Here is a 14,065-nt window from a genome sequence, read left to right as displayed (position 1 = left end):
TCCGTCGGCACACCGCTCCGCAACCGGTTGCAGTAACCGGTTGCAGATCTGTTGCACAACCGGTTGCGTCGTGCCAGGATGTCGTGGTTCAGCAACACACAAGAACGAGGCGACGTGAGCGACACCTTCTCCACCACCACGACCGAGTCCGAGGCGACGGAGACCGCGACGGCAGTCGACCGCTGGTGGCGGGACGCCGTCGTCTACCAGATCTATCCGCGCTCGTTCGCGGACGGCGACGGCGACGGCATGGGCGACTTCGCCGGCATCACCTCGAAGGTGCCCTACCTCGCGCGCCTCGGCGTGGATGCGGTGTGGATCTCCCCGTTCTACGTCTCGCCGCAGCGGGATGCGGGCTACGACGTCGCCGACTACATGGATGTCGACCCGCGCTTCGGCACGCTGGGCGACGTCGACGCCTTCATCCGCGTCGCGCATGCCGACGGCATCCGCGTCATCGTCGACCTCGTTCCCAACCACTCGTCCAGCGCGCACCCGTGGTTCCAGGCGGCGCTGGCCTCGGCGCCCGGGAGTCGCGAGCGCGCGCGGTACATGTTCCGCCGCGGATCGGGGCCGGATGCCTCGCTCCCCCCGAACAACTGGCACTCGGTGTTCGGCGGCCCCGCCTGGGAGCCGGTCGGCGACGGCGACTGGTATCTGCACCTCTTCGACCCGAGCCAGCCGGACTTCGACTGGTCCGACCCCGAGGTCGCCGACATGTTCGACGACGTCCTGCGCTTCTGGCTCGATCGCGGCGTCGACGGCTTCCGCGTCGACGTCGCGCACAGCCTCGTGAAGGCCGAGGGCCTCCCCGACAACACCGTCATGCGCGACATCCAGGGCGCGGGCGGCGACCGCGGGCCCATGTGGGATCAGGACGGCGTCCACGACATCTACCGCCACTGGCGCCAGCTGCTGGACGGCTACACGCCGCCGCGCATCCTCGTCGCGGAGGCGTGGGTGCACCCCGCCGACCGCATGGCACGCTACGTGCGCGCCGACGAGATGCACCAGGCGTTCAACTTCCCGTACATGCTGTCGGGATGGTCGGCGCAGGCGCTGCGCGCGACGATCGACGAGTCCCTCGCCGCGAACCATGCGGTGGAGGCGACGACCACCTGGGTGCAGTCGAACCACGATGTCGTGCGTCACGCGACCCGCTTCGGCCAGGCGGACCCGACGACGTGGGTCAACGGCATCGGGCCGGACGACCCGCAGCCCGACCAGGCGCTCGGTCTCCGGCGCGCGCGGGCGATCGCCCTTCTGACGCTCGCCCTCCCCGGCTCCGCGTACATCTACCAGGGCGAGGAGCTGGGGCTGCCGGACCACACCACCCTCCCCGCCGATGTGCGCCAGGACCCCACGTTCATCCGGACGGGCGGCGCCGAGATCGGGCGGGATGGATGCCGGGTCCCCCTCCCCTGGCGCGCGCACGCGCCGGCCTTCGGCTTCAGCGAGACGGGCGCCTCCTGGCTGCCGCAGCCCGAGGTCTTCGGCGAGCTCGCCGCCGACCTGCAGGAGGACGACCCCGCATCCACTCTCGCGCTCTATCGCGCGGCGCTTCGGCTGCGCCACGAGCGGGGGCTGGGGCGCACCACGCTGACGTGGAACGACAGCCCGGCAACGGTGCTGGACGCCGACCTCGGCGACGTGCGGATGATCGTCAACACGGGCTCCGAGCCGGTCGCCATGCCTGCGGACGCACGCATCCTGCTGGCGAGCGTGCCGGATGCGGTGGCCGACGGTCACCTGGACGGTGACGCCGCCGTCTGGCTCGACCTGCGCGCCTGAGCGGGCGGCGCCGAGCGGTCCGCTCGATCAGAGCGGCAGCTCGGCGCTCCAGGGCGGGTTCGCGCCGAGGCGCGACACGGTGATGGCCGCGCTCTCGAGCGCGACCTGGAGCACGTGCGCCCACCCGAGTTCCGGCGCTCCGCCGGCCGTCACGACGGCGGCTCCCCCGTCGGCGGCGATCGCCGCCAGCAGCCCCGACATGAACGCGTCGCCCGCTCCGACGGTGTCGGCGACGGCCACCGGGCGCGCGGGAACGTCGAGCACGATGTCGTCCGCCAGGGCGAGGCAGCCCTCCGGCCCCCGCGTGGCGATCGCGAGACGGGCGCCGAGCGCGTGGAACCTCCGCAGCACGTCCTCGAGCGACTCGCCCGGGTACAGCCAGGCGGCGTCCTCGTCGCTGAGCTTCACCACATGGGTCGCCGCCACCAGCTGCTCGGTCTGCACGACCGCCTCGGCGCGCGGTCCGATGAGGGCCGGGCGGATGTTGGGGTCGAAGCTCACGAGCGTCCGCCGATCGACGGCGTCGAGCGCGTCGTTCACGACAGAGGCGCCGGGCTGGAGGTACGCGCCGATCGAGCCGACATGCACCAGGTCGAAGCCGGTCACGTCGACCGGCGGCAGGTCCCACACGACGTCGAAGTCGTATCGCGCGACTCCCCTGTCGTCGAGCGTGACGACCGCCGACGACGTCCGCTCGTCCACGACGGACCCGGCCATCAGGGTGACCCCCGCGCCCATCAGATGCTCCTCGAGGAGTCGCCCATGGTCGTCGCGTCCGATGCGCGTCGCCATCGTGACATCCATTCCGAGGCGCGCCAGCCCGACGGCGACGTTCACGGGAGAGCCGCCCGCATGAGGCACTCCGCGGATCACATCGACGAGCGCCTCGCCGATGACCGCCACCCGCGTCATGCACCACCACCGAGATCGACCACGCCAAGAGTCTCGACGACAGCGGTGCCCTCTGTCGAGACCTCGAGTCGCCGCGTGTCGCCGAGAAGCGCCAGGTCGGTGATCGAGCGGAGGCCTCCGGCCGCGAACACCTCGATCGAGCAGGTGTCGACCACGATCGTGAGCTCGACGGTGTCGATGTCGCCGGGGACGCACACGGATTCGATGCTCGGGAAGCCGGGATGGAGGTCTCCCGCTGCCCGGCGATCGACCGTGACGCGGCCGCGCCCGCAGTCGACCGACACCCGGCGGCCCTCGGCGCCGACCAGATCGAGGCGCACTCGGCCGTCCGGGCCGAGTGCGGCCCTGACGTCGATGCGAGCCGCCGCGGGAAGCTCCGCGGCGGGGTCGATCGCCTCACCCCGGGGGAGGATCGGCTGGGAGAGCAGCTGAGGCCGGCCATCCAGGTTCACGAGGCTCAACCGCCGGGGCACGGTCATCGATCCGCGCCACGGCGCCGTCGGAACCTCGGCCGCATAGTCCCAGTTGCTCATCCAGGCGATGAATGTGCGCTCGTGCAGGGGCAGCCCGTTGAACGTCACTCCGGCATAGCAGTCGCGACCGAGGTCGATCCAATCGAGACGGGCGAGGTCGCCGCCGACCGGGCGGTCGGGCGTGAACCGCACACCGTCGAACGAGCCCACGACGTACTGGGTGCCCGACCCCCCGGCGACCCCGCCGGGATAGAGGCTGATGAGGAGCACCCATCGGATGTCGTCGGGGTCTCCGTCGAGCGCGAGCGGAAACAGGTCGGGGCACTCCCATACCCCGCCGACGGCGCCGGCCGGCCCGTACGTCGAGAGGAACTCCCACGATCGCAGGTCGTGCGATCGATAGAGGACGATCTGCCGATCCTCGGCCTCCACGGCGACCATGACCCAGCACGCGTCCGCCCCGTCGCCGTAGCGGAAGACCTTGGGATCGCGGAAGTCCCGCGACCCCCGGTCGAGCACCGGGTTGCCGGCGTACTTCGTCCACGTGGTCCCGCCGTCCACGCTGTAGGCGAGAGCCTGCGTCTGGATCAGCGTGATCGCATCGACCGAGGTGTAGATCGCGACGAGGGGCGTCTGGCCGGGGGCGGCGAACCCGCTCGTGTTCTCGGCATCCACCACCGCCGAGCCGGAGAAGATCCATTCGCTCTCCCCGCACGGGATGGCGACGGGATGCTCCTCCCAACGGATCAGGTCGGCGCTCGAGGCGTGCCCCCAGCTCATGTGGCTGTGGAGATCGCCGAAAGGGTTGTACTGGAAGAAGAGGTGGTAGCGGCCCTCGTGGAAGACGAGCCCGTTCGGGTCGTTCAGCCAGTTGCGCTCGGGGGTGAAGTGGATGCGGGGACGGCGCGTCATCCGGACACGCCCGTGGACGGGGATCCGCCGTCGATGTTCTGCGAGCCTGCCTCCTCGAGCGGAGCGGCGGCGCCATCCTCCTGCATCGCCTTCATCTCGCCCTTGAAGACGCGAGCCGACTGCCCGACGCTCTTGGCGAGCGCCGGCAGCTTCGCGGCGCCGAAAAGCAGGACGAGGACGGCGACGATCAGCAGCAGATGCGGCCAGCCGAGCATGCCCATGTGGGTTCTCCTTCGGAAGGTTGCGGCGTCAGTCGCGCCGGTTGATGGTGAGAGAGATGAGGGATGCCTCCCCGTCGCAGGCGAAGAACCCGATCCGCGACCCGGAGTGCGCATAGAGCCGCGTGCTGAGCGCCACGTGGTCGTCGACGACGACCATGACGACCTGCCCGTCGGTGAGCACCTCGATGGCGTGGCGACCGGCGTCCAAGTTCACGGGCCGCTCGAACTCGAACGGCACATCGCCGGAGATCTGCCACTGCTCGGCGCCGGTGAGGGTGCGCGGCCACCGGTCGAAGACGACACGATGGCGGCGCGGCTCGAGCTGCACGACGGCGGCCCGGCCGCCGTCGTGATCGGAGCGCAGCAGGAGCCCGACCGAACCCGTGCCTGGCGCGATGTCGATCTCGGCCCGGAGGTGGAACCGCGCGGGGAGATCTTCGGTGCCGACGATCGCCCGATACGAATCGGGAGCAGAGAGCGTCAGGGGTGAGCGAAGACCGCTCGCGACCGTCGTGTCGAAGGTCGCGACGAGCTCCGCGGGCAGGTGGAAGGCGAGGACGCCATCGGTCCGCTGACGGGCTTCGAGCACCGCCATCGTCCCCGCCCACTGCCAGGCCCCGTCATCGGAGTCGTCCTCGCGCGTGGCGATCCAGCCGACGAAGAACCGGCGGTCGTCACGGCCCACCGTCTTGGCGGCGTAGAACGCCCGCGTGTCGATCGCATCGTCCTCGGGCGCGAGCCAGGGACCGTCGAGGGAGCGGGCCATGCGGTACCGCGTGCAGAAGGTGTCGGTGAACTCCGAGTAGACGAGATACCACCAGTCGTTCCACCGGAACACGTCGGGGCATTCGTGCGCGATGAACCGGCGCGGATCCCACAGCGGCTCGACCGGCGTCCATGAGGTGAGATCCTCCGAGACCAGCTGAGCGACCGTCCCGCGCCGCCGGTCCGGGCCGTCCGCATGCCGGGCGGCGACCAGCATCCGCCATCCCTCGCCGTCGTGGAAGACGAACGGGTCCCGCCAGTCGCCCGATTCGTACCCGTCGGGCGCACCGAACGTCAGCTCCGGATGCTTCTGCCACGGCCCTCCGGGTGCCGCACTCGTGGCGTGGGCCACGAGCTGCAGCGGGCGCCCGTCCGCACCCGGCCGTCCCGGGTTCTGCGCGGTTGAGAACAGGTGCCATGTCCCGTCCGGCCCTTCCACGACGGACCCCGTATAGACGTTGAAGTCCTCGGACTCCGGTCCGCCAGACGGCACTGCCTCGCCGCGGGCGTGGAAGGTGACGAAGTCGCTCGTGGTGACCAGATGCCAGGGCATCCCCGGCTTCGGGTCGCGGCGGTCGTCATACAGGTACCAGAGGTGGAAGACGCCGTCGTGCTCGGCGGGGATGACGTCTCCGACCCAGGCCGGCGCGGGGCGGAAGAAGACGGGAGGCGTGCTCATCGGGACGAGCCCGCCGTCACTCCGGCGATGAAGTACCGCTGCGCGACGATGAACAGCAGCACGCTCGGGATCATCGCGATCACGACGCCTGCGAGCACGACCGAGATGGAGCCGGTTCCGAGGTTGCCCTGCAGACCCACGAGTCCGAGCGGCAGCGTGAACTTGTCCTGGGACTGCAGGAAGATCAGCGGCCGGTAGAACTCCGCCCAGAACCCCGAGAAGTTGAGGATGGCGAGGGTGGCGATCGCCGGCGTCGCCATGCGGGCGTACACGTGCCAGAACACGCCCCACTGGCTCGCTCCGTCGATGCGGGCGGCCTCGCCGAGTTCGCGCGGCATCTGCATGAAGTACTGCCGCATCAGAAAGGTGCCGAAGGCGCTCCCGAGCGCCGGGATGACGAGCGCCATCAGGCTGTCGTTCAGTCCCAGCGTCTTGATGATGATGAAGACCGGGATGATGATCGTCTGCAGCGGCACCATCATGGTGGCGAGGAAAGCGCCGAAGATCACGTTCTTGCCGGGGAACGAGATCATCGCGAAGGCGTACCCGGACAACGTGCACGTCACGGTCTGACCCAGGACGATCAGGACGGTCACGATCACGCTGTTCATGAAGAACGTGCCGATCGGGATCTGCTGGAACACGGCGGCGTAGTTGCTGAAATCGGGATGCAGTGGAATCCACTGCGGTGGGTTCTCGAACGCGTCAGCCGGCGTGCGCAGCGATGTCGTCAGGGTCCACAGCAGCGGGCCGAGGGCGAAGACCGCGGCGAGGATGAGCACGACGAGGCCGACGAACTTGCCGACTTTGAACACTCCCCGGCGGCGCCCCGCCACGGGGTGCATCGGCTGAGCCTGCCCGCTGACGACGGCGGCCGTGTCGGTGGTCGTGCTCATTGGTAGAACACCAGCTTCCGGGAGGCGAGGAACTGCAGGCCGGTGATCGCGAGGATCAGCAGCAGCAGGATGATGGCGATCGCGGACGAGTAGCCGAACTGCAGGTTCTGGAACCCGGTCTGGTACATCGAGATGGTCGCGGTCGTGGTGGCCGAGCCCGGGCCGCCCTTGGTCATGATGTACGGCTGGTCGAACAGCTGCATCGCGTTGATCAGCGAGATCACGGCGGCGAAGAGGATGGTCGGGCTGATGAGCGGGATCTTGATTCCGAACAGGGTGCGAAGAGGCCCGGCCCCGTCGATGGATGAGGCCTCCAGCACGTCCTCCGGGACGGACATCAGCGCCGCGACGAACAGCACGAACGTGAATCCGACCTGCTGCCACACGACGATCAGCACGATGGTCACCTGGGCCCCGAGGGGACTCGTCAGCCACGGGATGGCGGGGATGCCGACCAGCCCGAGGTAGTAGTTGATCGCTCCGAACTGGTAGTCGAAGAGATAGCCCATGAAGATCGACACGGCAGCGGTGGAGGCGAGCAGCGGCAGATAGAAGGCGGTGCGGAAGAACGTCCTGCCGAAGGTCGACGTGCGCTGATTGACGAGCACCGCCAGGAACAGGCCGAGCGAGATCTGCAGGACGACGATCGCGATCGCCATGGCGATCGTCACGCCGAACGACTGCAGCACGGGCTCGTCGGAGAAGAACCGCTGGTAGTTGCCGAGCCCCGCCCACGTCGGCGGACTGATCACATCCCAATCGAAGAACGACAGGCCGAGCGAGGCGACGATCGGGAGGAACGTGAACACGGTCACGAACAGCATCGCGAGCCCGATCATCGCGAAGCCGAAGACGGCCTCCCGCCGGGCCGTCCGCCGCGCACCGGGGCGGCGGCGGACGGGCTGGGGAGGTCGCTCCTCGCGCGCTGAGGCTTGCGGCGCGGAGACGACGGCGGTCATGTCAGCTGCCCTTCGAGATCTTCTCGAGATCCGCCTGCATGGCGTCCAGCGACGGCTTCGCCCTCCCGGCGGAGACCGCCTGCGTGGTGCGCTGGTTCAGCGAGGTGGCGAGCGCGTTGTAATACGGCGGCGCCGAGATCGGCACCGAGCCGTCGAGCTGGTCGTAGAAGACCTTCCAGTTCTCGGGCCCGGTCGGTGCGTAGCGCTGTGCGGTCATCAGAGACTTGCGGCCGGGAGTCGTGACGTTGCCGGGGAACATGATGTCGAAGCTCTCCGGCCGGATCATCATCTTGATGACCTCCCACGCGGCATCCTTCTTCTGCGACGACTCGAAGATCGAGTACCCGCCGGTGCCGAACAGCGACTTGTTGCTCTTCCAGCGAGGGAAGAACTGGACGTTGAAGCTGCCTGGCGCCATGCCCGCGTTGTGAAGGCCGCCGGCCCAGAATCCGCCGCCGATCGACATGCCGATCCGGCCCGACGAGAACAGGCCCTGCAGCGTCCCGCCGCCGCCCACATCGGGCGAGGGCGACAGGCCCGCCTTCTGCATGTCGATCACGTACTGCAGCGCCTCGACGGAGGCATCCGAGTTCGCGGTGGGCGTCCCCCACTTCCAGCCGCCCTGACGTCCCGCGATGCTCGGGTCACCCGCGGCGTAGGCCTTGCTCCACAGCCAGTCGCCGCCGGGGTACTTGCCCTCTTGGAGGAGGTTTCCGTCGTTGGCATACAGGAACGAGGTCCAGCTGCCCCACAAGCGCACCACCCAGTCGAACGGCAGGATCTGTCCTCCGGCGGACTTGATCTGCTGCGCCGTCGTGTGGAAGTCGTCCATGGTCCAGGTCGAGGAAGGCACCGCGGCCCCGGCCTTCTGGAGCGCGCCGGTGTTGAAGAACATGCTTCCGGCGTTGAAGCTGTCGGGCATGTTGTAGAGGTGCCCCTCGAACATCATCGCCTCGACGAGCGCCGGGTGGATGTCGTTGAAGTAGGTCGCCTTGAGGGTCGCCATGTCCTTCGTGACGTACGGGTCGAGCGGCGTGATCAGCTTCTTCGACGCCATGAGCTGCAGCCCCTCCGTCGCGACGCTCACAAGGTCGGGCGCCTGGCCCGCGGCGATCAGTGTGAGCACCTTGGCGAGGAAGTCGTTCCAGTCCGTGCCGTTGATCGCGGTCACCTTGATCGACAGATCCTTGTCGATCTTCTTGACCTGCGGCTGCAGGGAGTTCTGCAGCGTCGTCGCGGCCTTCTGATCGCCGAAGTACAGCATGTTCAGGGTCCCTGTGGTGGAACCGCTGCCGCTGCCCGATGCCGTCGGCGCGCAGCCGGTGAGCCCCGTGCCGACGCCCGCGAGAGCGATGCTCGCCAGGCCGAGGCCTCCGAGCCGCAAGAGATCACGACGGTTCAGGTCTGGTCCGAATGCTCGTGCCATCAACTACTCCTCTCTGAGTGGATCGCTCCGCATCCTGCGGTCCGATATGCCGAACCGATTTAGCAGAACCGATTTAGCAGACGCTAACAGCACGACACGCCCCTCGCAAGACCTAGCGCTAAATTAGTTCAGCATCGTAATCTGTCTGTGAGATCGAGTAATCGGGGGTGGACCAGGATGACGACCGCACGCAGGCCGACGCTGGCCGATGTCGCGAAGCTCTCCGGGCTGTCGAAGACAGCGGTCAGCCTGATCCTCAACAATCGCCCGGGCACCCGTCTGTCGGACGAGGCCGTCGAACGAGCCCACGCCGCGGCGGCCCAGCTGGGCTACAAACCGAACCCGGCAGCCCAGAGCCTGCGGTCGGGCAAGACGCGGTCCATCGGCTTCATCTCGGACCAGGTCACGATCACGCGCTTCGCCTCGGCCATGGTGCGGGGCACCCTGCGCGCGGCGAAGGAGCTCGAGCACACCGTCCTGATCGCGGAGACCGGCGACCACGTCTCCCAGCTCGCGGAGGCCTTCGACGAGATGATCGACCGGCGCGTCGACGGCGTCATCGTGGGGCTCATGGCGGCCCGGATGGTCGATGTGCCGCCGGCACCGCCCGGCGTCCCGGTCGTCATCGTCAACGGCACCACCCCCGACGGCCTCCCGAGCGTCCTGCCCGATGAGTACGCCGCCGGCCGGGCGATGGCGACGGTGCTGCTCGAGGCCGGTCACCGCAGGATCGGGTTCATCGGCGACGTCCCCCACATCGCCGGCGATCTCCGGCGGTCCGTGACGATCGCGCGGCGCCTGGCCGGCATCCGCGAGACCCTTGCGGAGCGCGGGGTGGGCGCGGTCGAGGTCATCGTCCCGGACTGGAACACCCGGATCGGATACGAAGAGGCGCACCGGATGCTGGCCGCCCATCCCGATCTCACCGGCCTGATCGCCGCGACCGACGGCGTGGCCTTCGGGGTGTACCAGGCCGTCGCGGACCTGGGCCTGCGCGTGCCGCACGACATCTCCGTCGTCTCGTTCGACGACGAGGAGCTGGCGAGCCTCGTCCGCCCCGGCCTGACGACCGCCCGCCTGCCCTACGAAGAGATGGCGCGGCACGGCGTGGAGATGCTCCTGGGCGATCGCCCCCTCACCCATGAGCTGCTCCCGATGCCTGTCATCCGTCGCGACTCGGTACGAGAGATCACACAGGATCGAACCCCTGCTCCAGAAGCGTCTGCCTGACAGCGAGCGCTATCCGCCGGGCCTCGTCTGCAGGCGTCAGTCGAAGGCTGCGGCGAGCGCCGCCGCCTGAGCCCCCGCATCGGAATCCGGGTCGAAGGCGATGCGGACGACGGACCCCTGCAGTGCGGCGAGCGCCGCATCGGCGCCAGCCCCGGCCATCGCCTCGACGTCTCCCGCTTCTCCGACGCGAGCGCGCGCCCACGGTCGCAGAGCCTCCCGGATGATGCGTCGGAAGCGCGCGATGTTACCGCGCCCCATGACCGCCAGTTCGGGGTCGCGGGGCACCTCCGCCCAGATCTGGAGGAGGATCTGCGCGCGCTCCCGATCCACGGGGAGGCCGCCGAACACGCGCGCGGCGATGCGTCCGGGAGTCAACGGGGTGTCTGTGTCGTCGACCGTCCGAGCGACGTCCTCGAAGCGACGGTCGAGCTCCTCGATCGCGACGTAGCGGATGAGGTCGGTCTTGCCCTCGAAGTGCGAGTAGATCGAGCCGGCAGAGAGCCCCGACTCGGCGATGATGTCGGCCATCGAGGTGCCGGCGAACCCGTTGCGGGCGAAGCAGCGGAAGGCGGCCGCGGCGATCTTGTCGCGGCGGTCCTGGCGACGGGCTTCGGTGAGACGGGGCATGTAAAAAGAATACTCGTTCTGTTACGCTCATTCCCTGCAAACAGTTCAAACATTCTCTTTGGAGCAGCCATGTCCTCCGCCTCGACCCCGGCCGCCACCGCTCGGCCGCACACCAGGTGGCCGGTCGCCCTCGGGCTCGGCCTCGTGGCATCCCTCATCGTCACGCTCGTCGTCCTCGCCTTCCTCTGGCCGACCAAGACGGCCGACCCGCACGATCTGCCGGTCGGCATCGCCGGACCCGTCGCAGCCGTCAACGCCCTCGAGAAGGCCGTCGACAAACAGGCTCCCGGTCGCATCGACTTCGTCGCCGCGGACGACCGGCAGGCCGCTGTCGATCAGATCAAGAGCCGTGACACGTACGGCGCCATCGTGCTCGGTGCACCCGGCACCGCACCAGAAGTGCTGACCGCCCCGGCGGGAAGCGCTGCGGCCACGCAGCTTCTCACCACTCTCGCGTCGCAGCTGCAGGCGCAGCTCGTGCAGCAGATCTCCGCAGCCGGCGGCGACCCGAGCAAGGCGGTCGTCACCGTGACCCCGGTCGTCCCGCTCTCCTCGAGCGATCCCACCGGCTCCGGCATGGCCGCGGCATCCTTCCCCTTCACGCTCGGCGGCATGATCGGCGGCGTCCTCATCTCCCTGCTGGTGGTCGGCCCTGTGCGCCGGCTGGTCGCGCTCGGGGCGTTCGCGGTGATGGCGGGCATCGCGCTCGCGCTCGTGCTGCAGCCGTGGTGGGGGTACCTGCAGGGCGACTTCTGGATCAACGCGCTGGCGATCGGGCTGTCGGTGCTCGGCACGTCGGCATTCGTGGTCGGGTGCGCCTCCCTGCTCGGACGGGCAGGGATCGCGGTCGGCGCCGCCGTGACCGTCCTGTTCGCGAGCCCGCTGTCGGCCGCCGCGGTCCCGTGGCAGTTCCTTGCGCAGCCCTGGGGCGCCATCGGGCAGTTCTTCGTCCCCGGGGCTTCGAGCTGGCTCATCCGATCGCTGAGCTACTTCCCCCAGGCGGACGACAGCAGGCAATGGTGGGTGCTCGCCGGCTGGGCGGTGCTCGGCATCCTGCTCACCGTCATCGGTCACTTCCGCAGCCGGCCGGCCATGCACGTGCCCGACGAGACGCTCGAGCCTGACCGCGAGGTGGTCGCGGCCTGATCAGCGGAGGCCGAGGCGGGCGATGATCGAATCCACCTCGGCCTCAGGCGCACCGGCGGCGGACACGACGATTCCACGCTCGTCGGGCTGCAGCGGCTCGAGGGCCGCCAATTGGGAGTCGAGCAGGGATGCCGGCATGAAATGGCCTGCGCGATGCTCCATGCGATCGGCGATGACGTCCGGGTCGACGGTGAGGTGCACGAACTCGACGTCCGGCCGGGCCAGCAGATCGCGGTACGACCGCTTCAGTGCGGAGCAGGTGATCACCCCGTGGACGCCCTCGGCGCGGTGGGCGTCGATCCACTCCGCGACGAGGCGCAGCCACGGCCAGCGGTCGTCATCGGTGAGCGGGATGCCCGCCGACATCTTGGCGACGTTGGCGGGCGGGTGGAGGTCGTCACCCTCCTGGAGGTCCCACCCCAGCCGCTCGGCCAGGAGCGCCGCGATCGTGGACTTGCCGCTGCCCGACACGCCCATCACCACGAGTACCGCGGGCGGGTCCGCATCCATTCGCCGTTCCATCGCGGCCATCGTACCGATCCTCGGAAATACCACCGCGGCTGGGACGGGTCAAGCCCCGTGGGTTCTCCGCGGGCTGCATCTAGCCTTCACGTGGATGGACGGCAGGATCGTCCGAAGGCGAGACGGGAAGGGGAGACGCGGACGCCGGATGCACGCCCGGCAGACATGCGATTCCCGCACTCCCACGCCCACGCAGTGGGGCGTTCGTCTTCGCCAGCGCTGACGCGCGAGACCGCCGGCCATGCGCTCGACGAGAGGGAGGGGCGGGCCGCCACGAAGGAAGCCCGCCCCGCCCCGACTCTCGCCGTTCGGGATATCAGACCCGGTTGCGGCCCATCATCGCGCGGATCAGCCAGGCGATCACGGCCAGAACGAGGAGGATGATGCCGATCCACAGCAGGAAGTTGAGGGACTGCACGAGTCCACCGGTGATCGCGATGATGATCGCGATGATGATGATGACGATGAACAGGATGTTCATTGGGTTCCCTTCTTCTGCGACGGGCGTCGCAGTGGCTTCTCGTCGCGATGGCGGCCTCCATCGCGGGATGTGCTTTCGAAGCTAGAGGCGACAGAGGCGGGCGCCGAGGGGGTTGACAGCGCCTGCGCAATGCGGCACCTGGACGCCGGCTCGGCTGAAGAAGTCGGGCATAACGGTGTGCCGCACGTCGGTCAACCCCCTCTCGGACACGTGCCTCGGGCGCTTAGCGTGGCCGTTCCGCATAAGGAGAGGAGGGCGTGATGACAAGCCACATCACCGCCGATATCGAGATCGATGCGCCGGTCCGGGCCGCGTACGACCAGTGGACCCAGTTCGAGGAGCTTCCGGAGTTCATGCACAATGTGAACTCGATCCGTCAGATCGATGCCCAGACCACCCACTGGGTCGCCCAGATCGGCGGGGTGACGCGGGAGTTCGACGCCCGCATCATCGACCAGGTGCCGGATGACCACATCACCTGGGAGAGCATCGACGATCGTGTGCTCGCCGGACATGTCGAGTTCCTGCCCATCGACGGCGACCGGACGCGCGTCACGCTGAACATGGAGTGGGAGCCCGAGAGCTTCACCGAGAAGGCCGGCGCCGCCCTGCAGCTGGACGATCTGGCGGTCGCGCAGGACCTCCACCGTTTCAAGAAGCTCGTCGAGGACAAGGGCATGGCGACCGGCGGCTGGCGTGGCGAGGTCCACGGCGGCATCGCCACGGACCCCGCGGCCGGCACGACGGGTATGGGAGGCATGCGTGAGACCCACCTGGATCCGACGACCGGCGTGCGCATCGACCCCGACACCGGCATGCCTGCCGACGACATGTGAGCGGGAAGACGGGACGGCCGGCGGCACTGCCGCGGGCGTCCCGTCTTCTCCGGGCCGGGAGAGGCTAGCTGTTCTTCCTCGACACGTTGTGATCGTGTGAGGTGAGGCGAAGACCTCCGGGACGATGTGGGTACCACCCTCACATCCGCTCCACGGAGGTCTTCGTGACTCACGCTAACGCGCCCTTGA

Annotated in this window: 14 protein-coding genes; 4 read left to right on the top strand and 10 right to left on the bottom strand. The window is 68.8% G+C overall.

Annotated elements, in window-relative coordinates; genetic code table 11:
* Positions 1-78 precede the first annotated feature (78 nt).
* Positions 79-1,791, top strand: a complete 1,713-nt coding sequence (locus tag AC0NZN_RS16105; protein WP_474593334.1) for a glycoside hydrolase family 13 protein — start codon at positions 79-81, stop codon at positions 1,789-1,791.
* Positions 1,792-1,818: 27 nt separating this feature from the next.
* Here the strand turns inward: AC0NZN_RS16105 and AC0NZN_RS16100 are convergent, their stop codons facing one another.
* The 7 genes from AC0NZN_RS16100 to AC0NZN_RS16070 are packed head-to-tail and all read right to left on the bottom strand — an operon-like array spanning position 1,819 to position 9,034.
* The gene (locus AC0NZN_RS16100; protein WP_474593333.1) at positions 1,819-2,703 is read right to left on the bottom strand and encodes a carbohydrate kinase family protein; all 885 of its coding nucleotides are present in this window, start codon (positions 2,701-2,703) and stop codon (positions 1,819-1,821) included.
* Positions 2,700-4,088, bottom strand: a complete 1,389-nt coding sequence (locus tag AC0NZN_RS16095) for a glycoside hydrolase family 32 protein (protein WP_474593332.1) — start codon at positions 4,086-4,088, stop codon at positions 2,700-2,702. Before AC0NZN_RS16095 ends, AC0NZN_RS16100 begins: the two co-directional genes overlap by 4 nt.
* Positions 4,085-4,309 carry a twin-arginine translocase TatA/TatE family subunit gene (gene tatA, locus AC0NZN_RS16090; RefSeq protein ID WP_474593331.1) on the bottom strand — a complete coding sequence of 75 codons (225 nt, stop codon included), beginning with the start codon at positions 4,307-4,309 and terminating at the stop codon, positions 4,085-4,087. Before tatA ends, AC0NZN_RS16095 begins: the two co-directional genes overlap by 4 nt.
* 28 nt (positions 4,310-4,337) lie before the next feature.
* The gene (locus tag AC0NZN_RS16085; RefSeq protein WP_474593330.1) at positions 4,338-5,753 is read right to left on the bottom strand and encodes a family 43 glycosylhydrolase; all 1,416 of its coding nucleotides are present in this window, start codon (positions 5,751-5,753) and stop codon (positions 4,338-4,340) included.
* Positions 5,750-6,649 (bottom strand): carbohydrate ABC transporter permease, encoded by a 900-nt coding sequence (locus tag AC0NZN_RS16080; protein WP_474593329.1) that lies wholly within the window; start codon positions 6,647-6,649, stop codon positions 5,750-5,752. Before AC0NZN_RS16080 ends, AC0NZN_RS16085 begins: the two co-directional genes overlap by 4 nt.
* A complete protein-coding gene (locus AC0NZN_RS16075; RefSeq protein ID WP_474593328.1) occupies positions 6,646-7,608 on the bottom strand; it encodes a carbohydrate ABC transporter permease in 963 nt (320 codons plus the stop codon). The genes AC0NZN_RS16080 and AC0NZN_RS16075 overlap by 4 nt, the downstream gene beginning before the upstream one ends.
* Position 7,609: 1 nt before the next feature.
* Entirely contained in the window at positions 7,610-9,034 is a 1,425-nt protein-coding gene (locus AC0NZN_RS16070) for an ABC transporter substrate-binding protein (protein WP_474593327.1), read from the bottom strand.
* Positions 9,035-9,211: 177 nt separating this feature from the next.
* On the opposite strand from AC0NZN_RS16070, the gene AC0NZN_RS16065 reads away from it, so the two are divergent.
* Positions 9,212-10,264, top strand: coding sequence for a LacI family DNA-binding transcriptional regulator (locus AC0NZN_RS16065; RefSeq protein ID WP_474593326.1), 1,053 nt, complete (start codon positions 9,212-9,214; stop codon positions 10,262-10,264).
* A 36-nt stretch (positions 10,265-10,300) separates the two neighbouring features.
* Here AC0NZN_RS16065 and AC0NZN_RS16060 read toward each other — a convergent pair whose 3' ends face one another.
* Positions 10,301-10,891 (bottom strand): TetR/AcrR family transcriptional regulator, encoded by a 591-nt coding sequence (locus AC0NZN_RS16060; protein ID WP_474593325.1) that lies wholly within the window; start codon positions 10,889-10,891, stop codon positions 10,301-10,303.
* Positions 10,892-10,960: 69 nt separating this feature from the next.
* Here AC0NZN_RS16060 and AC0NZN_RS16055 point away from each other — a divergent pair, with 69 nt between their 5' ends.
* Positions 10,961-12,037, top strand: a complete 1,077-nt coding sequence (locus tag AC0NZN_RS16055) for an ABC transporter permease (RefSeq protein ID WP_474593324.1) — start codon at positions 10,961-10,963, stop codon at positions 12,035-12,037.
* Here the strand turns inward: AC0NZN_RS16055 and AC0NZN_RS16050 are convergent, their stop codons facing one another.
* Together AC0NZN_RS16050 and AC0NZN_RS16045 are read right to left on the bottom strand one after the other, a co-directional pair.
* On the bottom strand, positions 12,038-12,568 hold the full coding sequence (locus tag AC0NZN_RS16050) for a gluconokinase (protein ID WP_474593323.1): 531 nt from the start codon (positions 12,566-12,568) through the stop codon (positions 12,038-12,040). It lies immediately after the preceding gene.
* Positions 12,569-12,875: 307 nt separating this feature from the next.
* Positions 12,876-13,040: a hypothetical protein gene (locus AC0NZN_RS16045; RefSeq protein WP_474593322.1), complete on the bottom strand. Its 165-nt coding sequence runs from the start codon at positions 13,038-13,040 to the stop codon at positions 12,876-12,878.
* Positions 13,041-13,300: 260 nt separating this feature from the next.
* Between AC0NZN_RS16045 and AC0NZN_RS16040 the strand changes: the two genes are divergently transcribed.
* Positions 13,301-13,876: an SRPBCC family protein gene (locus tag AC0NZN_RS16040; RefSeq protein ID WP_474593321.1), complete on the top strand. Its 576-nt coding sequence runs from the start codon at positions 13,301-13,303 to the stop codon at positions 13,874-13,876.
* Positions 13,877-14,065: the final 189 nt, after the last annotated feature.

The organism is Microbacterium sp. sgz311019, assembly GCF_056135325.1.
Note: the sequence above shows the minus strand (reverse complement) of the source record. Positions and strands in the feature narration are given on the sequence as shown.

Coding starts and splice junctions, on each gene's coding strand:
- AC0NZN_RS16080 (WP_474593329.1), bottom strand. CDS start 6,649: ATGAGCACGACCACCGACACGGCCGCCGTCGTCAGCGGGCAGGCTCAG.
- AC0NZN_RS16055 (WP_474593324.1), top strand. CDS start 10,961: ATGTCCTCCGCCTCGACCCCGGCCGCCACCGCTCGGCCGCACACCAGG.
- AC0NZN_RS16045 (WP_474593322.1), bottom strand. CDS start 13,040: ATGAACATCCTGTTCATCGTCATCATCATCATCGCGATCATCATCGCG.
- tatA (WP_474593331.1), bottom strand. CDS start 4,309: ATGGGCATGCTCGGCTGGCCGCATCTGCTGCTGATCGTCGCCGTCCTC.
- AC0NZN_RS16040 (WP_474593321.1), top strand. CDS start 13,301: ATGACAAGCCACATCACCGCCGATATCGAGATCGATGCGCCGGTCCGG.
- AC0NZN_RS16060 (WP_474593325.1), bottom strand. CDS start 10,891: ATGCCCCGTCTCACCGAAGCCCGTCGCCAGGACCGCCGCGACAAGATC.
- AC0NZN_RS16100 (WP_474593333.1), bottom strand. CDS start 2,703: ATGACGCGGGTGGCGGTCATCGGCGAGGCGCTCGTCGATGTGATCCGC.
- AC0NZN_RS16095 (WP_474593332.1), bottom strand. CDS start 4,088: ATGACGCGCCGTCCCCGCATCCACTTCACCCCCGAGCGCAACTGGCTG.
- AC0NZN_RS16105 (WP_474593334.1), top strand. CDS start 79: ATGTCGTGGTTCAGCAACACACAAGAACGAGGCGACGTGAGCGACACC.
- AC0NZN_RS16085 (WP_474593330.1), bottom strand. CDS start 5,753: ATGAGCACGCCTCCCGTCTTCTTCCGCCCCGCGCCGGCCTGGGTCGGA.
- AC0NZN_RS16065 (WP_474593326.1), top strand. CDS start 9,212: ATGACGACCGCACGCAGGCCGACGCTGGCCGATGTCGCGAAGCTCTCC.
- AC0NZN_RS16050 (WP_474593323.1), bottom strand. CDS start 12,568: ATGGCCGCGATGGAACGGCGAATGGATGCGGACCCGCCCGCGGTACTC.
- AC0NZN_RS16070 (WP_474593327.1), bottom strand. CDS start 9,034: ATGGCACGAGCATTCGGACCAGACCTGAACCGTCGTGATCTCTTGCGG.
- AC0NZN_RS16075 (WP_474593328.1), bottom strand. CDS start 7,608: ATGACCGCCGTCGTCTCCGCGCCGCAAGCCTCAGCGCGCGAGGAGCGA.